At 44.6% G+C, this 23,849-nt stretch carries 23 protein-coding genes; 17 read left to right on the top strand and 6 right to left on the bottom strand.

Annotated elements, in window-relative coordinates; all coding sequences use genetic code 11:
• The first annotated feature begins 151 nt into the window (after positions 1–151).
• Complete coding sequence (locus AND4_RS02670; protein WP_009841353.1) at positions 152–1,585, top strand: FAD-dependent oxidoreductase; 1,434 nt, start codon at positions 152–154, stop codon at positions 1,583–1,585.
• A gap of 94 nt (positions 1,586–1,679) precedes the next feature.
• On the opposite strand, the gene AND4_RS02675 is transcribed toward AND4_RS02670, so the two are convergent.
• From AND4_RS02675 to AND4_RS02685, 3 genes are read right to left on the bottom strand one after another with little or no spacing between them, the layout of a single operon-like run.
• The gene (locus AND4_RS02675) at positions 1,680–2,615 is read right to left on the bottom strand and encodes a biotin-dependent carboxyltransferase family protein (RefSeq protein ID WP_009841354.1); all 936 of its coding nucleotides are present in this window, start codon (positions 2,613–2,615) and stop codon (positions 1,680–1,682) included.
• On the bottom strand, positions 2,612–3,295 hold the full coding sequence (locus tag AND4_RS02680) for a carboxyltransferase domain-containing protein (RefSeq protein WP_009841355.1): 684 nt from the start codon (positions 3,293–3,295) through the stop codon (positions 2,612–2,614). The genes AND4_RS02675 and AND4_RS02680 overlap by 4 nt, the downstream gene beginning before the upstream one ends.
• The gene (locus AND4_RS02685; RefSeq protein WP_009841356.1) at positions 3,295–4,050 is read right to left on the bottom strand and encodes a 5-oxoprolinase subunit PxpA; all 756 of its coding nucleotides are present in this window, start codon (positions 4,048–4,050) and stop codon (positions 3,295–3,297) included. The genes AND4_RS02680 and AND4_RS02685 overlap by 1 nt, the downstream gene beginning before the upstream one ends.
• Before the next feature lie 287 nt (positions 4,051–4,337).
• Here AND4_RS02685 and AND4_RS02690 point away from each other — a divergent pair, with 287 nt between their 5' ends.
• Complete coding sequence (locus AND4_RS02690) at positions 4,338–6,299, top strand: diguanylate cyclase (protein WP_009841357.1); 1,962 nt, start codon at positions 4,338–4,340, stop codon at positions 6,297–6,299.
• A gap of 54 nt (positions 6,300–6,353) precedes the next feature.
• Positions 6,354–7,370: a UDP-glucose 4-epimerase GalE gene (gene galE / locus AND4_RS02695; RefSeq protein ID WP_009841358.1), complete on the top strand. Its 1,017-nt coding sequence runs from the start codon at positions 6,354–6,356 to the stop codon at positions 7,368–7,370.
• 501 nt (positions 7,371–7,871) lie between these two features.
• Here galE and AND4_RS02700 read toward each other — a convergent pair.
• Positions 7,872–10,043, bottom strand: coding sequence for a TonB-dependent hemoglobin/transferrin/lactoferrin family receptor (locus tag AND4_RS02700; protein WP_009841360.1), 2,172 nt, complete (start codon positions 10,041–10,043; stop codon positions 7,872–7,874).
• Between the two features lie 233 nt (positions 10,044–10,276).
• On the opposite strand from AND4_RS02700, the gene AND4_RS02705 reads away from it, so the two are divergent.
• Positions 10,277–11,164 carry a LysR family transcriptional regulator gene (locus AND4_RS02705; RefSeq protein WP_009841361.1) on the top strand — a complete coding sequence of 296 codons (888 nt, stop codon included), beginning with the start codon at positions 10,277–10,279 and terminating at the stop codon, positions 11,162–11,164.
• Between the two features lie 139 nt (positions 11,165–11,303).
• Here AND4_RS02705 and AND4_RS02710 read toward each other — a convergent pair whose 3' ends face one another.
• On the bottom strand, positions 11,304–13,937 hold the full coding sequence (locus AND4_RS02710) for a bifunctional acetate--CoA ligase family protein/GNAT family N-acetyltransferase (protein WP_009841362.1): 2,634 nt from the start codon (positions 13,935–13,937) through the stop codon (positions 11,304–11,306).
• A 236-nt stretch (positions 13,938–14,173) separates the two neighbouring features.
• Here AND4_RS02710 and AND4_RS02715 point away from each other — a divergent pair, with 236 nt between their 5' ends.
• From AND4_RS02715 to yciH, 4 genes are all read left to right on the top strand, one after another.
• The gene (locus AND4_RS02715; protein WP_009841363.1) at positions 14,174–14,719 is read left to right on the top strand and encodes an SPOR domain-containing protein; all 546 of its coding nucleotides are present in this window, start codon (positions 14,174–14,176) and stop codon (positions 14,717–14,719) included.
• 149 nt (positions 14,720–14,868) lie between these two features.
• On the top strand, positions 14,869–15,858 hold the full coding sequence (locus AND4_RS02720; RefSeq protein ID WP_009841364.1) for a D-alanine--D-alanine ligase: 990 nt from the start codon (positions 14,869–14,871) through the stop codon (positions 15,856–15,858).
• Positions 15,859–15,988: 130 nt separating this feature from the next.
• Positions 15,989–16,372, top strand: a complete 384-nt coding sequence (locus AND4_RS02725) for a DUF3319 domain-containing protein (protein ID WP_009841365.1) — start codon at positions 15,989–15,991, stop codon at positions 16,370–16,372.
• Between the two features lie 4 nt (positions 16,373–16,376).
• Entirely contained in the window at positions 16,377–16,688 is a 312-nt protein-coding gene (gene yciH / locus AND4_RS02730; protein ID WP_009841366.1) for a stress response translation initiation inhibitor YciH, read from the top strand.
• A gap of 305 nt (positions 16,689–16,993) precedes the next feature.
• Here yciH and AND4_RS02735 read toward each other — a convergent pair whose 3' ends face one another.
• Positions 16,994–17,362, bottom strand: coding sequence for a DUF3693 domain-containing protein (locus AND4_RS02735; protein ID WP_009841367.1), 369 nt, complete (start codon positions 17,360–17,362; stop codon positions 16,994–16,996).
• A gap of 284 nt (positions 17,363–17,646) precedes the next feature.
• On the opposite strand from AND4_RS02735, the gene AND4_RS02740 reads away from it, so the two are divergent.
• From AND4_RS02740 to AND4_RS02780, 9 genes are all read left to right on the top strand, one after another.
• Positions 17,647–17,862, top strand: coding sequence for a hypothetical protein (locus AND4_RS02740; protein WP_009841368.1), 216 nt, complete (start codon positions 17,647–17,649; stop codon positions 17,860–17,862).
• Positions 17,846–18,991, top strand: a complete 1,146-nt coding sequence (locus tag AND4_RS02745; protein ID WP_009841369.1) for a replication initiation factor domain-containing protein — start codon at positions 17,846–17,848, stop codon at positions 18,989–18,991. Before AND4_RS02740 ends, AND4_RS02745 begins: the two co-directional genes overlap by 17 nt.
• A gap of 3 nt (positions 18,992–18,994) precedes the next feature.
• Positions 18,995–19,354: a DUF1293 family protein gene (locus AND4_RS02750; protein ID WP_009841370.1), complete on the top strand. Its 360-nt coding sequence runs from the start codon at positions 18,995–18,997 to the stop codon at positions 19,352–19,354.
• Between the two features lie 7 nt (positions 19,355–19,361).
• Positions 19,362–19,592: a hypothetical protein gene (locus AND4_RS02755; protein WP_009841371.1), complete on the top strand. Its 231-nt coding sequence runs from the start codon at positions 19,362–19,364 to the stop codon at positions 19,590–19,592.
• Positions 19,593–19,597: 5 nt separating this feature from the next.
• Positions 19,598–19,846: a hypothetical protein gene (locus tag AND4_RS02760; RefSeq protein WP_009841372.1), complete on the top strand. Its 249-nt coding sequence runs from the start codon at positions 19,598–19,600 to the stop codon at positions 19,844–19,846.
• Between the two features lie 170 nt (positions 19,847–20,016).
• A complete protein-coding gene (locus tag AND4_RS02765) occupies positions 20,017–21,480 on the top strand; it encodes a hypothetical protein (RefSeq protein ID WP_009841374.1) in 1,464 nt (487 codons plus the stop codon).
• A gap of 1 nt (position 21,481) precedes the next feature.
• On the top strand, positions 21,482–21,826 hold the full coding sequence (locus tag AND4_RS02770; protein WP_009841375.1) for a DUF2523 family protein: 345 nt from the start codon (positions 21,482–21,484) through the stop codon (positions 21,824–21,826).
• 4 nt (positions 21,827–21,830) lie between these two features.
• The gene (locus AND4_RS02775; protein WP_009841376.1) at positions 21,831–23,216 is read left to right on the top strand and encodes a zonular occludens toxin domain-containing protein; all 1,386 of its coding nucleotides are present in this window, start codon (positions 21,831–21,833) and stop codon (positions 23,214–23,216) included.
• 100 nt (positions 23,217–23,316) lie between these two features.
• Positions 23,317–23,565 (top strand): hypothetical protein, encoded by a 249-nt coding sequence (locus AND4_RS02780; RefSeq protein WP_043991397.1) that lies wholly within the window; start codon positions 23,317–23,319, stop codon positions 23,563–23,565.
• Positions 23,566–23,849: the final 284 nt, after the last annotated feature.

A 23,849-nucleotide genomic window follows, 5' to 3' on the forward strand; every position in this document is an offset into this window, starting at 1 on the left:
TTTTGCGATTTTTTTGCGCTCAAAGGTCGCTTATTACGTACGCAGACAATAAATACAAGCCAGTGAACGTTTTGTGATTTTAATCAAACGCAAACCCGAGTAGAATCACACTAAGTAAAGAATTCTCCTTATAAATTTTTTCAGTGAAGCAATGAAGCCTGAGTTTTCAAATCGTCAAAATAAACACATCGCCATCATAGGCGGAGGAGTTGCGGGCTCAACTGCAGCCATTCACTTTGCCGAGTTAGGTTTTAAAGTGTCCGTAATCGAAAAAAGCACCTCTTTAGTCGACGGCCCGCCCATTTGTCATTTACACGCTGGTGGAAACCTTTATCGCGAAATTCCCGAGCAACAGTGCTTGGATCTTCTTACACAGTCTATTGATACGATCCGCTTGTACCCACACTCATTGAATGTTCGGCCAACGTTAATTGCCGTTCCGCACTCTGATGATGGTGAGCCTGAAGCCTTGTTGCCGCGGTTAGAAACCATTAGGTCGGCTTACAAACGGCTCGTTCAGCAAGAACCAAACAATAAAGTACTCGGGGAGCCAGACGAGTACTACAAGCTCTATTCTAAAGCCGAGCTCCTTGAATTGGCCGAGCGAACGCAACCACAAAACCCAAAAAGTATCGATGACTGGTGTATCCCTTTTGCTCAGCACGCAGATCTAGAAGCGCTTAAATTCCCGGTCGTCGCTGTACAAGAGTACGGTTGGAGTGTCTTTAGACTTGCCGCCGTCGCCAATATGACCCTGAGCAAACTGCCAAATGTGAATGTCATCACCCAAGCGGAACTCACACAGACAGATTGGAATGGAGTAGATTGGACGCTCACTTACCTTAAAGATAACCAGCAACAGGTTTTACACTGTGGCTACCTCATCAATGCATGTGGGTTCGAAACTGGCACGGTCGATGATGCCATCGGCGTCAAACGCGAACGACTCGTTGAGTTTAAAGCCGCCTACATGACGCGTTGGAATGAATGCTCGCAACAATGGCCTGAGGTCATTTTCCATGGGCCTCGCGGCACCAACAAAGGCATGGCTCAGTTAACCCCTTATGCAGATGGCTACTTTCAATTACATGGAATGACGAAATCCATCACTTTATTTGATGATGGTTTGGTGAAGAGTTCTGCCACTTCCGCGCAACCTGTGCTTCCCAATCAGTTGATATCCAAAATCCGAAATGGCTGGCCACAAGCGACCCTTGATAAGCGCACAAATAACGCGATAAAACATATGGCGCAATTCATTCCTACCTATCACAGTGCACTTGAGGGTGGCAAAGCACTGTTTGGCGCTCAGCAAATCCCTGGGACCGATCCTGTACTGCGTGCAGCCGATGTGACATTCGAAGACAATCATTACGCCCGGATCGAAGTCGTTAAAGCTTCTTCAACCTTAATGGCGGCTCAGAAAATAGTGAAACACTGGTTTGACATCAACCCTGACTCTTGCATTGAAACGCAGCATCCTGTCACAGTACATTGGAGTGAAGAAGAGGTAGAGCAGTTTGCGATTACACTGACGCGAGAGCGCGGCTATCCTAAAGCATTAGCAGAGCGTTACGGTATGTGACGCTCACCTGAACTCGCATCACTTCAAGCGTCTTTTAAATCAACTAAAGAATTAAATTCACTGACGTCCAAGCCAACCAACTACATCCTCGATATCAATAACCAAAGAATTTGGCCCATTGGCACCAGACTTCTTGTAGGCCTTGCCTGTCCCCCCTAACAAAACGCACGTTTTGCCCCGGCTTTGCTTGTGCCAATCGCGGCAAGTCAATCCGTGCAACACAGCCAAACTTGGGATACCCACCAATGGTTTGGTGATCGTTTAATAAAATAATCGGGTTTCCGTCGCTTGGGATCTGAATCGCTCCCAGAGCAATACCTTCTGAAAGCACACTATCATAAGGGGGTTGTATTGCTTCCCCCTCAAGACGATAACCCATGCGGTTTGAATTGGGAGAGATGGTAAAACTTGCTGAGTAGAAATCGTTAATCGATTGTGGACAAAAATCTTGGTACTGATAGCCTTCGATAACCCTGAGTACAAGCGGCAAGCTGTAATCAGGCTTGAATCGGAACGTCATCTGCTTGGGCTTTGATGAAGGGAGAGTGTGTGGTTCAAACCCAATCACATCCCCAGCTTTTAACGGCTCACCTTGTTGTGCTAGCCCACCCAACGATTCTCTTACAGCGGTAGATGTACTTCCTAAGTGAACGGATACATTCAAGCCGCCTTTAACAGCCAAGTATGCGCGTAAACCGTTTTTCGCCACACCAAACGCCAGTGTTTGGCCTTTGTACAAACAAAAGTCAGTCCAGTTGCCAATCGGTTTGCCATTTATTGTCGCATTAAGATCTCCACCACAAAGTGCCACATGACAATCCGCCAACGCAATAAATCTCGCGTTACCGAGTGTCACTTCAATGGCTGAGCAATTGACTGGGTTGCCAAGGAGGTGGTTTGCCCAACTGTAAGCATAGTCATCGACTGGACCACTTTGCGTAATACCAATATGCGCCAAGCCAAAGCGACCAAAATCTTGAATCAAGGATAGGGAGCCTGGTTTCTCTACAAACAATCCGACCGCACTCATAAAACACCGCCCAAATGGATGAACTCTCGCTTTGATATTGAAGTAAATTCGACCTTGTCACCAACTTGATAAGGAATAAAAGGTGGGGTGTCAGTAAACAGTGAAACGGGTGTGCGTCCGATGATATTCCATCCGCCAGGGCTGTGGGATGGATAAACCGCCGTTTTACTGTCAGCAATGGCGACACTGCCTGCGGGAACATAGGTTCGAGGTGTCTGATGCCTTGGCATTTGAAGTTCTTGAGCTACATCAGAGAGAAACGCAAACCCAGGGGCAAACCCAATCGCTGAGACGGTATAAACAGACTTGGTGTGAAGCTCAATAAGTTGCTCTACTGATAGTCCCTTTTTTTCGAAGCGCACCAAATCAAGCGCAGTTTCTTGCGAATAATAAACGGGAATAGACATTGTTTCAGCTGGCTTATTGCCGGTCACCTGAATATCAAATTGACTGACGATATGATTAAGCTCTTGGAGAATAGCGGATTCTTGAATTCGAAAGGGCAAATAATCGATCAATATGGTTCGATAAGAGGGAATCACGTTCATAACAATAAGTTCAAGCTTATCGGCAATGTGAAGCGCTAAACGGCCAATACTCTCAACCGTAATGATGTTGTCAAAACGGATCAAGATGCTGCACTCAGAGACGAGAGAGATAGAAAACTGCCCTTGATGCATTAATTACCTCCAATGTAGAGGCTTTGACGGATTTTCTGGACCAATTCGATGGACTCGTCGTTATCTCCATGGACACAAATGGTGTCGGCCTCAAGATGAATAAATTGACCTGATGCGGTTTTTACACGTCCAGATTCCGCAAGCATTTTTACCTGTTCTAATATGGCGTGTTCACTGTTTAATACAGCATTAGAATGAGTTCTTGGTGTAAGCATTCCGTCATCTTGATAAAGGCGGTCGGCAAAAGCTTCAAATAATAGTGGGACATCGAAGTCGTCAGCAAATTCGAGGTATTTTTCATTCTCTTGAGAGGCTAAGATCATCAGCGGTACTTTAAACAGCGCGGTGGCTTTAACGACGGCAAGAAAGACACCGTCATTTTGCATCATATCGTTGTACAACGCACCGTGTGGCTTGATATAACCAATGTCTGTGTATTGCGCTTTGCATAAAGCCTGAAGAGCACCAACTTGGTATATCACCATATTGGTAATTTCATCACTGGTCATTGTTATGCTACGACGACCAAAGCCTTGCCTATCTGGGTATCCTGGATGGGCGCCAATTTCTACATCATGTTGGTTGGCGAGAGAAATCGTCTCGTGCATAACATTTGGGTCAGATGCGTGGAAGCCACAAGCGATATTTGCCATATCAACATACGGCATGACACGCTCGTCTGCGCCCATTTTCCATGCACCAAAGCTCTCTCCCATGTCGCCATTGAGTGTCAGTTGCTGATTATTTAATGTCATACGTTATTAACGGTCCAAAGTGTTCTTAAAATACAGGTAATTACTTTTAATTTCAGTAGGTAAGCTCATCATTCGAGCAAATAGTATTCGATCGAAGCGATGAAAATATCACTGAATTCTTTGAGACAATCCAAAGTTTTAAGAAACTCATGATTAATCAGTCTAATAAATGAGAATTCAAGGTTTCTTTCTTTTGAAGTCGTGTTTATCTTCTTATCTCTTATATGCTATTAGTTACACATAAATCATCTGGTCTTTTGATTGCTTTCTAGGGCAGGTACTTATATATGTCATTACAAGCAAAACTAATATGGCCGATTCTCGCTTTTATCTTGGTCGTGTTTGTTACATCACAAAGTTGCGTGTCATACATTAATTATCAATCCGCCAGACAAGCACTGACAGTTCAAACCAAGGCTCTCATCAAGGAAACATCCCATTCAATTAAAGGTGTGTTTGCCACAAAGAACAAGCAGCAAGCGCAATTGATTTTTGCCGATCTGTTGCAGGAGCCAAACGTAGCACGAGTAACGCTTTTCGACGAAGATAATCAGTTCTTTGCCACACTGACATTAAACGACACGGTGGTTCCTGCACAAGAGGCAAAACAACAAGGCTTGCTGCATGGAGTAGGAGAAGCATTATCGGTTCACTTTCTTGATGTACTAGAGCCTATTTTTCATGATGATCAGCGAATCGGAACAATACGTGTAACCAGCTCTCAATTGCCGTTAACAAAAATACGAGATGCCTTTATTCAAGACGCAGAGGTGTTCATGGTGATTCTTATGGTTGGCGGTGTTGTACTCTACAAAGGTTTAGAGCACCAAGTGTTGCGTCCAGTGGCAGAAGTTAGCCGTGCACTTCAAGATGTTGCAAATGTGGAACCTCTTATTGGTGACGAAATTGAGCATGGGTCAAAAAATGAGGTAGGGAAGTTGGTTTCTTCTTTCAACTCGATGTTAGATCGTCAACAAAGATTAGAAAAACAACACAAACAAATCGCAGAGCTCCAAGAACAGCGCATATCGTTCGCTGAAGAAGTCATGGAGTCGATTCAAGATGCACTACTCGTGACTGACAATTTAGGTCAAGTTATCTATTGCAATACAGCGACACACAGAATATTTGAGAAGACCTACCGTCGCATAGAAGTCACCAACATTTGTGACTTAATTCATACAAAAAAGCCAAATGATCTCAGACAGATCCTGAACCGCGGCCTAGAGTTTGATGATATCCGCCTTGAGAGCGGACAAGAGGAACAGCAGCTCAGCCTAACGACTCGACGCCTTAAGGGTCATGGTTATCTTTTATTTATGATACAAGACATCACCAAAATGGAAGAAGTCATGAATCGTCAGCGTGTCGCCGGACGTCTGTTTGAAAACAGCCAAGATGGCCTCATTGTCCTGAACCATCAAGGCATCATTACCATGGTAAACCCTGCGGTAAATAAGCTCATGGGGTTAGGGTCAGAGCAATTGGTTGGTAAACGATTTATTAAATCAATTCGCTGGCGAAAACTGCAAGCCATGCTGCCAACCATCCTAGAATCGATACACAACTATGGCATGTGGCAAGGGGAGGTGATTGAAAAAAACCATATTGGTCAACTCATACCGATGTTCGCAAGAGTGAACCGTATCATTAAAAGCGAAAATCAAAGTACGTATGACATGGTGATCATTTTGTCCGACCTATCAAGTGCAAAAGAAATGGAACGCTTGGAATATTTAGCCCATCACGATGAATTGACCGATCTAGCGAACCGTTCCAAGTTCCACTCAGAACTTGAAGAATTAGTACAAAGATCAGGCTACCTACGAGAACAGTTTGCGGTACTGTACCTTGACTTAGACGGCTTTAAAGGTATCAACGACACTTATGGCCATGACGCAGGTGATGAAGTACTCAAGATCGTCGCTAAGCGTATGACCGCAGCAACCAGACACGATGACCTGATCGCCCGTTTATCTGGGGATGAGTTCGCGATTCTGATCAACCCAGCCAATCAAGAAATCGTCACACGTATCGTCGAACATTTGCTCGACTCGATTTGTTCAACCATTGAATATCGGGGCTCGCTATTCAATGTTGGCGTGAGTATTGGTGTAAAAATGGTTGGAGTAAACGAGAGAGATCCGACTAAGATTTTAAAGAATGCAGACACTGCTATGTATCAGGCAAAGAAAGCAGGCAAAGGCCAAGCAATTTTAATGGATTGCGAATCCCCAGATACAGTTTAAAAACAGCTCAGAAACCTTTAAACTAGACCGAATCACGTCAGAAGGAATCAGATAATGAAAGTACTTGTTACGGGTGGTATGGGCTACATTGGCAGCCACACTTGTATTCAAATGATCGAAGCTGGAATGACCCCAGTTATCCTAGATAATCTTTACAACAGTAAACCAACCGTCCTTGAACGTATTGAAAAAGTCAGTGGCGTGAAACCAGCATTTATTGAAGCGGACATTCGTGACAAGGCTGCGCTCGTTGATGCAATGCATGCGCATAACATTGAAGCCGTCATCCACTTCGCAGGTCTTAAGGCTGTCGGTGAGTCAGTAGAAAAACCGCTAGAATATTACGACAACAACGTTAACGGCACGCTGGTTTTGGTTGATGCAATGCGTGAAGCAGGCGTTAAATCTATTGTATTTAGCTCCTCTGCAACGGTTTATGGCGATCCTGCTTCTGTGCCAATTATGGAAAATTTCCCAACGAGTGCGACGAACCCATACGGTCGCAGCAAATTGATGGTAGAAGAGTGTCTGACTGACTTCCAGAAAGCCAACCCTGATTGGAGCATCACGCTTCTTCGTTACTTCAACCCCGTCGGTTCGCATCCAACCGGAGAACTTGGTGAAGATCCGCAAGGTATCCCAAATAATTTAATGCCTTTTGTCTCTCAAGTTGCAGTAGGCCGTCGCGAATTCCTATCAGTGTTTGGCAGTGACTACTCAACCAAGGATGGCACTGGCGTGCGTGACTATATCCACGTTATGGATCTTTCGGATGGTCATGTCGCAGCACTTGACAAAGTAGGCAATAAGGCTGGACTTCATATTTACAACCTAGGTACAGGAAACGGCTACAGCGTACTGGAAATGGTGAAGGCGTTTGAAGCTGCTTGCGGTAGAGAAGTTCCGTTCAAGCTGGTGGATCGTCGTCCAGGAGATATTGCTGAATGTTGGGCCGACCCTTCAAAGGCTGCCAATGAACTTGGTTGGAAAGCCGAACGTACGCTAGAAGAAATGACGAGTGACACTTGGCGTTGGCAGTCAAATAACCCTCAAGGTTATCCAGACGCTTAAACTTCCAGGCTTTACACTTTCCAGCCTCACAAATTAGTGATAGATGGCACTTTAGTAACAAAAAAGCGCGTTTCTGCGCTTTTTTTGATCTAAATCCGAAAAATTAGTAAATTACTGGTTAAAAGGTAGCTTCGATAAATAGAAATGATAAAATGCGCGCGACTATTAATTTAGGTCATAAATATTCACAGATTATCGGGGTAGGTCATGGAACTTGGTTTAATCATCGCTTTCATCGTTGCATCAGCAGTTATGGTTAAGAAAGAGATGGCGAAGCAGTAGGGGTTTTCATTTTTCATTCTTTTCTTAACACTTTTGAAATGAAAGCGAACTAAAAGCCAGCATTGCGCTGGCTTTTTTGTGTTTGTAACCTAAATACCGTGCTAACGCGTATTTCTTGATAATTTGCAATCCTGTCAGAAAAGTTAAACTCGGTTGATAAAACAAAAAAGCACCTGACTGAGCAGGTGCTTAATAATCAATGTTCTTAATCGTTGTGACTTAGAACTGGTAATCTACAGAGAGTGCCCAGTTACGGCCTGGTAAGCTATGGAAGTCTTCATTGTCCTTGCTATCGAGACCGCGAACATCTTGATACGTCAGGTACTTTTTATCAAACGCATTGAACAAGCCTGCCGTCAAAGTTAAGTCTTTAACTGGCATGTAGTATGCCGTTAAATCCATTACACCATAGCCCCCAGAATCAATTTGATCTTTAGTAAACCAGTCGTCTTTCTTAGCGGCAAGCTTGAGAGACGCTAAACCGCCAAAATGATGCTCGACATTGTCATAACCCAAGCCCAAAACAGATGATAATGGTGCAACACTATCTAAAGCTTTGCCTGTCGTTTCATCTTTGCCGTCTAGGTAGGTAACAGAAACTTTTGTGTACATACCTTCTGGGGCAGAGAAAGTATCGTCAAGTAACAGGGTTGAACTGAATTCAACACCGGAAATCCTGACCTCAGAGCGGTTTACGATAGTAAATCTGTCTTTGTTTGGGTCGATGCTTTCCAATTTTTCGGTATCAATAAAGTCTTTGTACTGGGTGATGAAACCTGTCAGTTCGAACTGGGCAGAATCATTTTGACCACGGAGGCCAATTTCATATGAGAGACTTTTTTCAGCTTCTAAATCTGGGTTAGGGACAAACTCGGCACCCTTGTCGTACTCATAGTAAAGCTGTTCAACGGTCGGTGCTTTAAAGCCTTGGCTGATTTGCGCAAAAGTACTGAGTTTGTCGTTAAGGTGATAAACCGCACCGAGCTTGCCCGTGAATGCATCATTACTATTTTTAACATGCTTAGTTGTGAAACCTTCATCTGATGAGGGATCCGCCTCAAAAGAGTCGTAACGAATGCCTGCATTTAGCACGAGAGTATCGTTAAGTAAAAACGCGTTGTCTTGAAGGAAGATACCCCATTCTCTGACGTCTGCATCAGGTACTGTCGTCGCACCAGGCGCGCTAGTGCCATTGTCGTGGAAAATATCTACATTTGTAAGACTAAAGTCTGTCATCGAAGAGTTTAGGCCATAAGTCAGTTCATGAATAGCGCTTTCAGATGTGACTACCTTGTCGAACTGAACATCTAATTGACGTGATTCCTCTTCCGCTTGACGAAGGCGTGTACGATTACCGCTGTAGCCAATTCGACCTGTATGATCAGTGACGTTCGAGAAGTTTGAGTTTTTGCTATCTGTGACCTGATAGTTAAGGTCTAACTTCATCGAATCAAAAACTACGTTTGCTTTAGTTAACTCATAGTTGACACCATAACGTGTACGCGTCATTTCATCGCTACTTTTCGAATCAGCATATGTAACGCCAGGGCTGGGGCCGAAATTAAGTGTGTAATTGCCACGACGGTTGTTTTCGTCGTAGTTGTAGTCATAGCGCTCAAATACAAAACCAAGTTTGAATTCATCACTAACGTTGTAATAGGCTTTTGCGAGAATGTTACTCAGATCTTTATCCGCTGGATTCTCTAGGCCTCGATCAGAGCCATCAATGTCGGCCCCATCACCGTAGGTTTCAAGTTCACTACCTGTAGAGTAGGTGCCCATCAATAAAGTTTCGAGCTTGCCACTCCGCATTGCCCAAGTTAAGGTGTTTTTGAACTGCTCATCGACAGAAAAGTAGCTCGATTTAATACCAAAACGAGTTTCATCACCGTCCGTTTTGAGTACATCAGATGGATCTTTTGTTTTAAGAACAACAACGCCTGCCATTGCATCTGAACCATAGAGAGTTGACGATGGGCCCTTGTTGATTTCAATACTTGTCAAGGTGTCAAGCTCAATTGCGTTCGGGTAAATAGCCTGAACCGCACCACCGCCAGGGTTGAAAGGAGTCGCTTGCTCAACACCATCAATCACGACTTTAACTCGATCGCCTTCCATACCGCGAATGTTAAAACCGGAAATACCAAAACGACCAGATGTTGTGGCTTCTACCCCCGGAGTGTATTGAACGGCATCATAAAGGTTTTTTGAAAGTGTACGTTCAATATCTTTCGACGATACCGACTCTACTGAGGCTGAAACATCGTTTACATTCTGTTCTGTACGCGTCGCTGAAACAACGACTTCGTTAAATGTTGAGCTTTCTTCTGCATATGCGCCTTGTGAAAGGGCGATAACAATAGAGGCTGACAAAATTGATTTTTTATACATTGGCTTCAATACCTTAAATCCATAAGAGGCAATAACAACGTGCAGCATGTTATTAGATCTAAATGGTAATTACTATCATTCAGGTTATTGTTTAGTGTCAATTTTATCAGTCAAATTTTATAATACTTGAGAGGTAGTCTTTAATAATCAATCTGTTATATTGTGTTAAGTTATATTTCCAATCTTTTCCTAAACGCCATCAATGTGATTAAGATCACACTAAAGGAGCCAATGTGCAGAGCCCAATCACTTTAGAAGCACTTCATATCCTCGATGCAATTGATAGAAGAGGAAGCTTTGCTGCCGCTGCAAATGAGTTAGATCGCGCGCCATCATCACTCAGTTATCAAATACAAAAACTTGAGCAAGATCTTGATATCAATATTTTTGACCGCTCAGGCCACAAAGCACATTTCACTGAAGCAGGAAGATTGATATTAGAGCGTGGCAAGACGATTCTTCAGGCAAGCGAGAAACTGGTTAATGATGCTACCTTATTGGCTAACGGGTGGGAGCTCGATATCACCGTCGCGTTTGATGGCATCATTCCTATTGCCAACTTTTTCCCAATGGTCAACGCGTTGGCTAACATCAGCACGACTCGCGTAAGACTGCAAGAAGAGATACTGGCGGGAGGCTGGGAGTCACTCAATACAAGCCGTGCTGACCTGCTTGTTTGCCCGCCACTGGAAACTTTACCGCAGGACGTAAAAGCGGAGAATATTGGGAAAATGCGTATGATATGGGTTGCGGCAGCCGACCACTATGTGCACAAGCGAAAGGGTGACTTCGATGATGCTGCGAGAGAAAAATACCGAGTCATTGCCATTGCAGACACCGCTAGGGAGCAACCTGCAATGTCTATTAACGTTATGCAAAAACAGCCAAGACTGACAGTAACTAACTTTCCGGCAAAAGTTGAAGCACTGACTTCTGGACTAGGGATAGGCACACTGCCAAGTCAAATTGCGCAACCTTTAATTAAGAATGGCATCTTAAAACGAATTGAAGGCTCAGAAGATCAACCCGTTGATATTATTCTAGCGTGGCGACGAAACGCGATGGGGGAAGCGAAATCATGGTGTGTTCAATATTTAAAGAAAAATTGGCAACTTAAGTGACAATGTCACGAAAATGAGAGTTCGTTAATACGAATAAAATTAGGCTATACGTGGGGACGTTGTTATTCGTCCCTTTAGTTAGCTCTATTTCCTTTGCCTTGTCCGTCTAGAGCGATCGGTGCAATCAAGAACTATCGAATCAATTAAGGACAAGTGTCATATCGGCGATGCCGTCAGCAAACTGTATATCGAGTTCAAAACCTAAACTTTGAGCAAGAGACAACATGCCTCGATTGGTTGGCATCGTCATCCCAGACATTTGTTTTGTGCCTTTCGCTTGGCAATAAGCAATGATCTTTTGCATCAACACCTTGCCTAATCCTTTTCCTTTTAAATCTGATCGAACCAAAATAGCAAACTCAGCATCGCTGTTGTCAGGGGTAATCAACGCACGCGCGACACCAATAATTAAAGGCCCATCTTCATCAAACGCTACCGCAACGAACGCCATTTCACGATCAAAATCGATTTGAGTGAGGTTCGCTAATGCCTCGTGGTTAAATTCACCCACATTCGAAAAGAATCGCTTGTAGAGATCCTCTTTAGACACGCTATCAATAAACTGAGCGTGCATAGGCTCGTCCTCCGGCAAAATAGGGCGAAGTAGAATAGGCTGCCCATCTTTCAATGTTACGGTTTCTACAAACTCTGCGGGAAAAGGGCGAATTGCTAACCGTTCTTGCGCATCACCGTCGTATCGCTTTAAAGACAAATCAGCGTCAATAATGGTTAAGTCGCTACCAGACACAAGTACTGGATGTATATCCAGACCTTCTATTTCTGGTAACTCAACAACCATCTGAGAGATGCGCACCAAGAACTTCGAGAGCTCGGTAATGTCGAGCGCATCTTTATGTTTCTGTAATCGCACCTTACCTGACTTAAGAGCAATCACGATTAAATAGCGCGCGAGGTTCATATTAAGCGGAGGCAGCGCTGCAACAGCATCTTGCGTAATATTCCAGTCCGAGCCGCCTTGTCCAAGTAAAATGACGGGCCCGAACACCTTATCCACCGCAATACTGACACGTAACTCTTCTGCGCTGCCAAGCTTCGCCATCCCTTGCACCAAAAGGCCTTGCAGGTTTGCAGCAGGGTAACTGAGCTTGGCAGTATCCAAAATGGCATGCGCTGCACTTGAAACTTCTTGGCTATTACGCAAGTTGAGCGCAACACCGTGTACATCTGATTTATGAGGGATATCTGGAGATCGCAGCTTTACCGCAACCGGGTAGCCAATATTCTCAGCCATATGAACAGCCTCTGTCACATCTGAAGCAATCCAAGTCGGGAGGATATGAAAACCAAACTGCTCAAATAATGGGCTGGATTGGTGAGTATCCAAAGACACTGTGTTTTTATCCAGCAACTGTTCTTTTATCCATTGACGAGCAGAACTTACACTTCCAGAATGCAGTGGTTCCGCCGTTGTTGGTGTTTCCATCAGCTGCTTTTGATTACGCCTGTACTCAACCAGATGCATGTAAGCAACAACCGCACTTTCTGGCGTTCGATAGGTAGGAATGCCAGCTCGGGTAAATACAAGGCGAGCTTCTCTTGATGTTTGTTCACCGGACCAATTAGTCAGAATATTGAAGTGTTTCTGTCTAGGATGCGCTTGTATAGCTTCTATGATCGCGTTTGCTGTCTCTAAAGAATCAGACACAGCAGAGGGGCTGTGCATGATCAAAATAGCATCAGCACAGTCGTTATTCATGAGTGTCTTTATCGTTTCGACATAACGTTTCTTCGTGGCATCGCCAGCCAAATCAATGGGATTTACCTCACGCCAACAACTTGGTAATACCGCACTTAACTGTGTTACAGAAGCTTCATTAAGCGAAGCAAGCTTGCCACCTCGCTCTAACAAGGTATCCACTGCCATAATTGCCGGGCCGCCACCATTAGTAATAATGGCCAGGCGCTCACCTCGCAGTGGTACCGAGTGTGTCAGTGTCTCTACGGCAGCGAACAGTTCATGGGTATTGCCTACACGCAACATACCGGTTCGGCGAATGGCGGAGTCATAGATGACGTCTAACGAATCGACGTCTTGATCACCAAGCGTTCTGGCTTGCGTCGATTTCCCAGCTTTCAATACTAAGATACGTCTGTTACGTGACGCCGCACGAGCTGCAGACATGAAACGCCGCGCGTCTTTGATAGTATCCACATAAAGAAGAATCGCTTCTGTCTTCACATCCATACTTAAATAATCGAGCAATTGAGCAAAGTCGACGTCTCGACCTTGACCAATAGAAATAAAAGCAGAAAAGCCGATATTTTTGTCATTCGCCCAATCCAATACGGTTGTACATACAGCAGCAGATTGAGATATAAAAGCAATCTTACCAGGTAAGGCTGCAACAGGAGAAAACGAACAATTAAAGTGATGCCAAGGCAAAATAACGCCGAGACTATTGGGGCCAATAACGCGGATATTTAACTCAGTGACATCAATATTTTCGGCATCATCAGAAATCACGATTGCAAACTCGGTTCCTCGTTCATCGAGGTCTTTCAATAGCGGTTTATTGCGCGCAACATTTGTACAGAGAATCGCAATATCCGGTGTATAGGGCAGGGAAGCAACGTTTGGATAAGCAATCACTCCAGACACGGATTTATATTTTGGAGTAACAGGCATAATTGCGCCGTCAAAACCGCTTTGAAGCAAATTACGCATCACGACTTGGCCCGCTCGTAACTCTTTTGGAGAAGCACCAATCACTGCAACAGAATTTGGTTTGAAGAGCTTATGTAACTTATTCATTGTGACTCCTTGGCCATTGGCGCCGAGAACGAACGGTCAATCCTCATACAATCATAAACGAAAGCACAGCTCTTTAAATATGAACAAGCCAGCCATTGATGCAAAAACAAACGATGTATATGGAGTTTGTGTCGCTCATCACACCAAAGTTACAGTTTCTTGCGTTTGGAGCTTGATAAAATAGTCTGCTATCGGCATGATTTATTGAATTATTTATACAGAGCGTTTGTTACTTCATGAAAAAAATCGCAATCATCGGCTTGTCAGTACTGCTTTCTGCTTGTGCATCGCAAACTTACATCACCGACGTAACCTCAGAAAGTTACCAAGAAGACTATCAATCTCCATCTATTTCGAAACCAATCATGTCGTCTAAAAACGCAGTGGTAGAGAAAGATGTAAAACCAACAGTTGTAAACATGACTGCGAAGCCTGCCCCTAAAACTCAGGTGAAACCGGTTCAGATCACTTCACCTAGCAAAAAACAAGCGGGTATCCAACGCTTTGGTTACACCATCCAAGTTGTGGCCGTGGGCAGTCAAGCGAAAGTGGATCAATTCTCACGTCAGTTACCACAAAACAGCCAACCAATTTGGGAAAACTACAAAGTGGTTAATGGCACTAAGTGGTTCTCAGTGCTATACGGTGACTACGCAACAAGTGCAGAGGCAAAGCAAGCGATCTCAACATTGCCTGCACACTTCCAACAGCTCAAGCCGTTCGTGAAAAGCATCGATGCCATTAAGAACTCGGCATATCCGACACTCAACAAGCTAAATTAATAGAACAAGAGAAGGGAGCGTTTCGCTTCCTTTTTCTTTGGTCAAAACCTAAACGAACAGTAATCCTCACATTAAAATTACTGTACGTTACCCCCCAAAGGTTTATCATATTCAATAGTGTCTTTTGGCTATCACGGAAAGATTGATACATGACTAAAAATATTCTCTTACTATGCGGTGGTGGCTCAGCAGAGCACGAGATTTCACTACTTTCTGCAAACTTTGTCGAGCAGCAGTTAAATCTGCTTGAAAACGTGTCCGTAACACGTGTAGAAATCAAAAGTGAAGGTTGGATTACAAACCAAGGCGAGTTGGTTTACTTGGATCTCAATACTAAAAAGTTGTGCTCTGACAAGTTAAATTTAGAGATCGATTTCATCGTCCCTTGTATCCATGGTTTTCCCGGTGAAACTGGCGACATTCAGTCGATGTTTGAGATCGCAGGCATTCCTTACCTTGGCTGTGGCCCAGAAGCAAGCAGCAATAGCTTCAATAAAATCACATCTAAGCTTTGGTACGATGCAATTGGCATCCCAAATACACCTTACTTATTCCTGACTCGCAATGACGAGCATGCTCATCAGCAAGCGTTACAAGCATTTGATAAATGGGGGAAAGTCTTTGTCAAAGCCGCACGACAGGGCTCTTCCGTAGGGTGTTACAGTGTCACTGAAAGACAAGCACTTTCCCAAGCGGTCAACGATGCATTTGGTTACTCAGAGCAAGTTTTGGTGGAAAAATCCGTTAGACCTCGCGAATTAGAAGTGGCGGCTTATGAGATGAATGGCCAGCTACATATTACACCGCCAGGTGAAGTAATTGCCCCTGATGGTGCATTTTACTCATATGACGAAAAGTACAGTAATTCCAGCCATTCATTGACGGAAGTAGAAGCGAAAAACTTGACAGAAGAGCAGGTGGAAGTAATTCGACAGGCTTCAGAAACCGTCTTTAGGCAAATGAATTTACGTCATTTATCGCGTATCGATTTCTTCTTAACAGAAGACGGTGAGATCTACCTGAACGAAGTAAACACCTTCCCGGGTATGACGCCAATCTCGATGTTCCCCAAAATGCTACAAAACAACGGTCATAAGTTTCATCAGTTTCTAGCAGATTGTATTGAAACTACAATGTAACTAGCGTTACCGTCGTTCATTTTGTGGTGGAACTTGGCATAACTGAGTTAAATTTCCAGAGCTAATCTTGAATATTACTCAGTTAGATATATGATTTTCTCAAAGTACTAAACAGATATGGCTCAGTGGTATGGCAATTTCAAATTACAGAGGTTTTAACCTGCAATCGGGCGGAACAGACGGTGGCGTTTGGAAAGTACAGATCAAGAACCACGTTTTACAAGGCAGTTTAACGGCGGTAAAAAAGAGCATTGATTGGTGGTGTGATACGGCGTCTATTATTGATCCTAAAGAGTTCGCGACTCTTGGTGCCAAAGCACAAAGCACCAGCGGTCCACAATCTGAAGTATTTAACGGCTTTACAATAAAGAACGACACAGGCGAGCCTAATGCTTGGTACTGTATGTTCAATGGCAAATTGATTAAAGGTGCTAAGCCTGCCATTCAACGCCATATAGAGGCGTATTTGGTTGCAAGGCAAAAAGCGCTACAAGCCCAACAACAAAAGAAATAAGAATATGACACTTGTATATTCAACAGAAACTGGTCGCATCAAACCAGAAGAAGAAAAAATCGAACGTCCCAAAGGCGACGGCATTGTTCGTATTCAACGACAAACCAAAGGCCGTAAAGGCAAAGGGGTTTGTGTTGTAACTGGTTTGGATTTGGATGACGCACCGCTCAAGCTACTCGCTGCTGAACTGAAGAAAGTCTGCGGCTGTGGCGGTTCTGTAAAAGATGGCAGTATCGAAATTCAGGGTGATGTTCGTGATAAGATCAAAGCACACCTTGAAAAGAAAGGCATGACAGTAAAATTAGCCGGTGGTTAATCAAGCTAAGTAAGCCAATTAGAAAGAGCGTCGAGTGTGACGCTCTTTTTGTATCTGCAAAACACAAGACAAAGCTTTGACAGCCGACATTGAATAAATCTCTATAAACTTAAACGATGCTAGGGTGCCAGAAAGAACACGAGCTAATAGCAGAGCCAGCAATCGCAGATTGATTGCTCCATATTAGGTATTTTATGGTAAATAGCGGTTATGTTTAATGGCGCTCGCAAAAAGCGCCGTATTTTAAAATCTAAGCGGGATAGGAGACCAATCCACATCAGATTTGGCATACAGTGACATACAATTTAACATAATATACATAATACGCACTGTTGTAGTGGGTCTAATGGGCTCGTGATCATCACTGCTAATCCTGCACAAGCCATTGAAACGCCTGACAATCCAAGCCCGCTAAACTTTTTTGCGATGTTCGCCCAGGCTTGCTGCGCTTCGAACGTTTTCGCTTTATCTGCTGCTAGATAAACAAGTACGGATTCTGTGTCTGCTCCAATCTCTCTTGCCAGAAAAAGTGCTTCATTTTCCGTGAGATACCTTTGACCGTTTCTTATCGCGCTAATCTTTTGGCGACTTAAACCCAAATCATGAGCGACCTGCTTATCTTGGATATAGTTTTTAGCCTTTTTGTAGGCATCTAACAGTTCATTTGTGTACATAGGAATCCTCCAGTCCTGATTATTGTATACCCGCAGTCCACAAAAAGCGGGCTTTACAGTCCTGATTTTTGTGTCCTATAGTCCACGCAAATCAGGACTCAGGCAGCTTGAGTCCTCAAGTTTAGACCACCTCGGTACGGGCGTTTGCCCTTGACGCTTTCGTCTGGCCTTGGTGGTCACTCTCAACAAGTCAAGGTGTTGTTATGTCCAATCTAATCGTCTGTTCTCTTAAATCACACGCATTACGTGACACCGTCACTAAGTCTATTTTAGAGGCTTAACCCATGAACGAAGCTCAAATCATCTATTACGACTTGCTCCCAGATTACACGGTTTCCGTGTTGGTCAAAGGCTATGAAGAATGGGATTTGCTCAAGTCTATGTCTCATCTTGAGTTCTGGGCTTCGTCTGAATTTGTCTCTTACGAGTTGGTGTCTATCACCAATACCACTTACCAAGAACGCGTTGATTTAGGGGTCTTCGATGACTACTGCAACTAACATCCTTAAGAAATTCGATGAGCAGTCCGTTCATATTGACTACCTATGTTTTACATTTGCAGTCAAGGACTTACGCCACTGTCACAAGGCGATTCAACGCTTACACAAGCATGAGGAATACAAGGGCTTAGCGCCAAAATCACTGTTACAACGTCACAGTAGAGCACCTAAGTTCCCTGCTCCACCTGAGTTCAATCCGACCATTGCGAAGACGGCTGAAGAGATTGAATCTTACAATGACGCCTTTGATATTTGCTACCGTACCTACTTAGAAGACTGTCTGCGCATCTTCACGAATCAGGTACTTGGCCTGTCGCTTTCTGCGCCTCGTGGCCTTGGCTTTCAGTTCTATACCGAGTCTATGAAACTGACCTCGCCAGATGGTGAAGACTTCTGCGGCTTTGTGGGTCTGGGCGGTAACAATGACACCGTGCATTTTCAAATCAATGGCACTGGTTGTAAGCATGTGTTTGCTCGTCGTGCGCCTTGGTCGCTGCATGATTGGCTGACTAACGTTCTTGGTGTTCAATCACTCGCGCGTGTCGATCTCGCTTACGATGATTACGACGGTATCTTTGATTGTGACTATGCTCGTAAAGCTTGGAATGATGATGCGTTCCGAACGGCTGACCGTGGCCGTGGTCCGGTACTGCATGAAGATATGACCATTGCCAGTATGACCAATGGCAAACCGAACTACACCAAAGAGCAATACTCTGTCGGCTCTCGTACTTCTCGCGTCTACTGGCGTATCTACAACAAGGCTCTTGAGCAAAAGCTCGCAAACACTGGCCTTGTTTGGTATCGCTCAGAAGTCGAACTCAAAAAATGGAACATCGATGTTTTGTTAGATCCTGCTGGCGCGTTCGCGGCCATCAACGATTTCTCAGCATCGATTTCTACTGCTAAAAAATTCAATACCAAACCTGTCCCGACTAAACGCGCGGCCTTAGACCTGTTGGCCTCGGCTTACTGGATGCGCCGCCAGTACGGGAAAACCCTTAACTCTTTAATCGAATTCCATAAGGGCGACATTGAAACCGTTGTCGGCTCACTCGTCCGTGATGGAACCAAATTCACCTTCCCCGATACCTACGGCAAGTTGGTGACTCACATATTGGAGACCTAACAAATGGCTAAATCTGTTTTTGTTCTTGGCATGGACATCACTTGGAACTCAGCGCGTGGTGACAGTGCTCAACTCAATATCTCACGCCCGCTACGCAGCATTAACTCGGAAAAATTTAAGCGTCGCACCATCGGTGAATCTGGTGATGTGAACCCACAATGGGACCAACCGTTGATGATTGAACACAGTTATGCCCTGCTCCTTGAGCGTACTGGTGCTCTGGTTCCTCGTCGTGAGTACCAGTTGCAACTTGAAATCAATCCAGAGGACCCATTAGCGGGTGCCATCGTGACAGAGCTAATTCCTGTCGACCCAGAAATTAAGAAGCACTTCGAAGCTTCAATGAAAGCGGTTCAAGGTTAAAAAGAATATGTCTGTATGCGTCACCGTTGGCAGTAAGCGCGGCACTATAAAAGCAACTCAATCTCATATCGATAATTGCGATGGTTATGTGCTTATTTCAGCGGCGGAGTATCAGCAATATAAGGAACCTGTCCTATTCAATAGTGACTTGTTCCTGTATGTCAGTGGCGTGCTCTTGATTAACATGCTTGTTGGTCATTGGGTAGGTCGTGTTGTTCGCCTTATGAATAAAAGGTAATTCAAATGGAAAAACTAGAACTTGTTGTAAAAAACACAAAACACGCACTTGTAAATAAAAAAACAGCGGTCGGTACTGCTCTTATGCTTGGCTCAACCTCTCCGGCCTTTGCTGCTGCACCGGACATCACAGGCGCTATCACTGCCGCAGTGAGTGGTGGTCAAAGTAATGTGTCACTTGTGGTCGCAGGTCTGATTGGTATGGCTGCACTTGGCTTTGGTGTGACCATGGTTGTTGGCTTCTTACGTCGTTAACGGTAAGTCTTAATGCCTCCTCTATCTGGTAATCTACTTGGTGATGTTCTTGCTATTGGACTTGGTATTTCCTTTGCGGGGGCATTTCTCCACGGCTTTGTGAGTGGCATCAATACTCACTAATCATTAGATAAGGGGGCTTCGGCTCCCTTTTTTATTGGTTGAATAACATGATTCATTATCTGCGTTTTATTACGCTATTCATTATTCTTCTCATCAGTAATGATGCCTATTCCCTAGAAGCTCGTGTGGGTGATATTTCATGGCAAGGCTGCGCCTATAAGGGTCAATGGGTTGATCCTTACAAGATGAACGAGTGTTTTATTGAACAGGGGTATTACACACACTGTAGCTTCAAGAAATCACGTGGCGCAAAACCTATGTATCCATATAGAACGAGTTGTCACTATGGTTCATCTGGCACCAGTGTGCTCAGTTATTCCCAAGTTCGTTGCCCCACAAACAGCCTGTTCGACCCTAATACGCTTCAGTGCAGCTCCGAATGTGAGTATGGCTTCAATGATGACGGCACCTGTATGGACGTTTGCCAGTTCAAGAAATCCATAGACGATCAAAAATATCTTCAGTGGAGTGGCTATATTTACGGTGAGCAAGTGACAGGCGCTTGTTATGGCTCCTATGGTGCCACTCGATGCGAACTATCCCGCATTCCACACGATAGCACTCTTTGCACCGATGTTAATTCTGGTGAGTTTACGCAAAACACCCTTTGTCACGGTAAATTTGAGTATACGGGTAAACAGTGCGGCGGTGGCACTGAGTTTTGGGGCGCTCAGGGGCCGGATGTTCCTATCATTCCGCCACCGACGGATAAACCAACAGATAAGCCCGACACCCCAATCAGTGACATTGAAGATCCAAGCGTCCTGCCCGATGATTCAACCAACACACCTATGCCTAACGAGGTTGACCCAGAAGCCGAGGTTGAAAAACCTGTCACAGATGATTCAACAGACTCGGCAGTGGTTAGCGCAGTCACCAATCTCAATAAGGACATTAACTCGGCACTTCATGACCTGAACGTTGATATCAATGAGTCTCAAGCCTCCATAGCCGCTGAGATCATCAACGTTAAAGGCTCCATCGTTGACAACACGCAAGCGGTTCAAGAGCAGCAAATCAATGACAACAAGATTTACAACAACACAAAAGCGCTTATCCAACAAGCCGCTGACGATATCACTAAAGCGATAAACAACAACAACGGCAATGGCAACGGTGACACCCAAGGCTTAGCCGAAGAGTTAGAAGGGTTCGGTGACAGTCTTGATGGTATCGAACGTTTGCTTAGTCGGTCCGGTTTTATTTCGCCTGGCGGTGATGATGTTAACCATCTCATCTTCGCCTCTTCTGACTTCATCAGAGTCAATGAAGGCATCGCAGAAAAAAAGCGCACGATTGAAGGCTACGTGAACGACATCAAAGGCCTTGTGTCTATCGGGACCAATTTTAGTAACGGCTCGCTAACCGATAGGTCATTCACCATCAAAGGGTCCAAAGTGGAATCTGGCCTCCAACGTTTTGATGACGTCACGCCTTACGTTCGCCCTGTCATTCTCTTTATCTGTTCCCTCATCGCTCTATTCATCTTGTTTGGCCATAGGAGTAAATAACATGGAATTCATCTATTCAGCACTTGATTTTATTGCCAATGCTGCGGAAACCTTGATCTACTTTATCCAATCCATACCGGAATGGATCAAAAATTGTTTTGAGTTCGGGGTCATCTGGTGCATGTCTTTATGGCTTGATTTTAAAATTGCATCGATACAAATGGCGCTCAGCATCGCGCAAACATTGTTATCTGATTATGGTGTTTACACGCTGATTGAATCTAATTTCAACGCCCTTCCGTCTGATGTCCGTTACATCCTCACGAAATACAGCCTCACGACAGGACTGCGCATTATCTTTGATGCGTTTGCTACGTCCTTAGTCATGCGTTTCATGAACTGGTGATCTTATGGCTACTTCATTTCGATATGGCCACGGCGGCTCTTACAAATCAGCGTGTGCAGTTTGGTTCGACTTATTGCCCGCCCTTCGTGAAGGCCGAGTGTGCATTACTAATATTCACGGCATGCAGCCGTTAAAAGTGATAGAGAAACGATTAGGGGAAAAATTTCCTGATAGTGCTCGTCTCATTCGCATTAGTTCGCGCAATCCTGAAGGCTTTGAGCTTTGGAAATACTTCTTCTGCTGGGCTCCGATTGGTGCCTTTATCCTGATTGATGAGTGTCAGCAAATCTTCTCTGTCAATGCAGGGTTTAAGATGGCCAACATCCATAAGCGCCCTTTCAGTGACTTTGAATCCCATCTACCGGAGGGCTTCTCTGAGCTGTTTCATTCTCGTTGGCTGACCGTGGACACTTCATCGCTTGATAACGGTGAAATAGACGATTGCCAACGCACACGCTTTGATGAGCAAGGGCGGATTATCTACCCTGAGAACTTCAACAATGCATTTATGGAGCACCGGCATTACAACTGGGACATCGTCTTATTAACGCCCGACTTCGCCCAAGTTCCCAAAGAGTTAAAAGGTGTTGCCGAGTTGGCCAAACAGCACAAAGGTAAAGACGGGGTCTTTTTCTCCAATCGTAAGCCTCGAATCTTAGAACATGACCCAACGCGAACCGTCACCAAACCCAGCAAAGACGATGTAGTTTATAACCTTAAGGTGCCGCTTGATGTTCACTTGCTCTACGCCTCCACCGTTACGGGCCAAATCACCAAGGCTGGCCTTGGGAAAAACGTCTTCCTTAATCCTAAATTCTTAGCAGCTATGGCACTGGTCGTGCTTTCATTGGGGTACATCATCTATGCACTTATTAATATGGTTTCTGGTTCTGAGGCGTCAACTGAGGCAGGAACGCAGCCTAATCAAACTACGCAGCAAAATTCGGTATCGTCTTCACACAGTCAAGCGCGCTATAACCAAGGCTCTGCGTCTCATTCTGGCGTGGGTTCTGGTGGTTTTGATTGTTCGGGCACTGATTGCGGGTCTAGGGCTTATCATGACATAGGCACGGTTCCCGAATGGTTTCCTCTGGCCAACTCCGAAACCATCTATGTATCTGCTGTGGAACGCTGGCATAGACAACACTCAATTCGCTTGAGAGTCCATTTTGAGGTTGTAACACCGAGAGGCGTTACCTACCTCAATGACTCGTTTCTAAAGAAACTTGGTATTCAAATGAACTATCTAGACGATTGCCTAGTGCAGCTGTCTAGCGGGGACTCTAATTTCTACGTGACCTGCTCCCCTTATGAGCAATACGCGCAGGTGCAAGAGCAAGATATCGAACTCAAACCTATGGGTGGCCTATTTGGCGACGATGAGGGCTAACGAATGAATACGCAATCAAAACACGAACCGGTACCAGGATTAACTATTCAATTCTGCAATCAAAACTCAACCAGGAAAGACACCGGCAAAAGGTAAAATGATGGCAATTACAATCAGAGATACTCAAGAACATGAAACAATGCTCTCACAACTCAAAGAGCAAACAAGCACGGCAACAATGAGCAAAGCCTTGCTCAAAGGTGGTTATGATGCACTGAGATACAAAAAACTGTATCTAGCAGAGTGTGAGAAAAACGAGAAGCTTCAAGACGAGCTATACAACCATTCTGAAGCAATAAGCGACTACGTTAATGCACTAGATGGATTGAGAAACCTAAAGCGATCGTGATGGGCATCGCCCCGACCGAAGGGAGTCACCGAGATATAAGGAGTTGCGAAGCGACGACGAAGCACCGAGCCACCCATCATAGGTTATCCGTGGCACTTGCCTAGACTGGCGAGTGTCACTAACTGCCCAAGCCCAAATTGGAAATAAACACCCCTCTTCCTGCCAGAATAAGCCTCGCAGAGCATCACCACACCAAAGGCACGTAAACCAACTGGAACGCACCAGAACGTTCAACAACAAAGCTTTGCGAGAGCCGAGCAAGGCTTTCCTATGTCTATTGTTTT

The organism is Vibrio sp. AND4, from assembly GCF_000171815.1.
Classification (GTDB): domain Bacteria; phylum Pseudomonadota; class Gammaproteobacteria; order Enterobacterales; family Vibrionaceae; genus Vibrio.

Coding starts and splice junctions, on each gene's coding strand:
- AND4_RS02670 (WP_009841353.1), top strand. CDS start 152: ATGAAGCCTGAGTTTTCAAATCGTCAAAATAAACACATCGCCATCATA.
- AND4_RS02675 (WP_009841354.1), bottom strand. CDS start 2,615: ATGAGTGCGGTCGGATTGTTTGTAGAGAAACCAGGCTCCCTATCCTTG.
- AND4_RS02680 (WP_009841355.1), bottom strand. CDS start 3,295: ATGCATCAAGGGCAGTTTTCTATCTCTCTCGTCTCTGAGTGCAGCATC.
- AND4_RS02685 (WP_009841356.1), bottom strand. CDS start 4,050: ATGACATTAAATAATCAGCAACTGACACTCAATGGCGACATGGGAGAG.
- AND4_RS02690 (WP_009841357.1), top strand. CDS start 4,338: ATGTCATTACAAGCAAAACTAATATGGCCGATTCTCGCTTTTATCTTG.
- galE (WP_009841358.1), top strand. CDS start 6,354: ATGAAAGTACTTGTTACGGGTGGTATGGGCTACATTGGCAGCCACACT.
- AND4_RS02700 (WP_009841360.1), bottom strand. CDS start 10,043: ATGTATAAAAAATCAATTTTGTCAGCCTCTATTGTTATCGCCCTTTCA.
- AND4_RS02710 (WP_009841362.1), bottom strand. CDS start 13,937: ATGAATAAGTTACATAAGCTCTTCAAACCAAATTCTGTTGCAGTGATT.
- AND4_RS02715 (WP_009841363.1), top strand. CDS start 14,174: ATGAAAAAAATCGCAATCATCGGCTTGTCAGTACTGCTTTCTGCTTGT.
- AND4_RS02720 (WP_009841364.1), top strand. CDS start 14,869: ATGACTAAAAATATTCTCTTACTATGCGGTGGTGGCTCAGCAGAGCAC.
- AND4_RS02725 (WP_009841365.1), top strand. CDS start 15,989: ATGGCAATTTCAAATTACAGAGGTTTTAACCTGCAATCGGGCGGAACA.
- yciH (WP_009841366.1), top strand. CDS start 16,377: ATGACACTTGTATATTCAACAGAAACTGGTCGCATCAAACCAGAAGAA.
- AND4_RS02735 (WP_009841367.1), bottom strand. CDS start 17,362: ATGTACACAAATGAACTGTTAGATGCCTACAAAAAGGCTAAAAACTAT.
- AND4_RS02740 (WP_009841368.1), top strand. CDS start 17,647: ATGAACGAAGCTCAAATCATCTATTACGACTTGCTCCCAGATTACACG.
- AND4_RS02745 (WP_009841369.1), top strand. CDS start 17,846: ATGACTACTGCAACTAACATCCTTAAGAAATTCGATGAGCAGTCCGTT.
- AND4_RS02750 (WP_009841370.1), top strand. CDS start 18,995: ATGGCTAAATCTGTTTTTGTTCTTGGCATGGACATCACTTGGAACTCA.
- AND4_RS02755 (WP_009841371.1), top strand. CDS start 19,362: ATGTCTGTATGCGTCACCGTTGGCAGTAAGCGCGGCACTATAAAAGCA.
- AND4_RS02760 (WP_009841372.1), top strand. CDS start 19,598: ATGGAAAAACTAGAACTTGTTGTAAAAAACACAAAACACGCACTTGTA.
- AND4_RS02765 (WP_009841374.1), top strand. CDS start 20,017: ATGATTCATTATCTGCGTTTTATTACGCTATTCATTATTCTTCTCATC.
- AND4_RS02770 (WP_009841375.1), top strand. CDS start 21,482: ATGGAATTCATCTATTCAGCACTTGATTTTATTGCCAATGCTGCGGAA.
- AND4_RS02775 (WP_009841376.1), top strand. CDS start 21,831: ATGGCTACTTCATTTCGATATGGCCACGGCGGCTCTTACAAATCAGCG.
- AND4_RS02780 (WP_043991397.1), top strand. CDS start 23,317: ATGGCAATTACAATCAGAGATACTCAAGAACATGAAACAATGCTCTCA.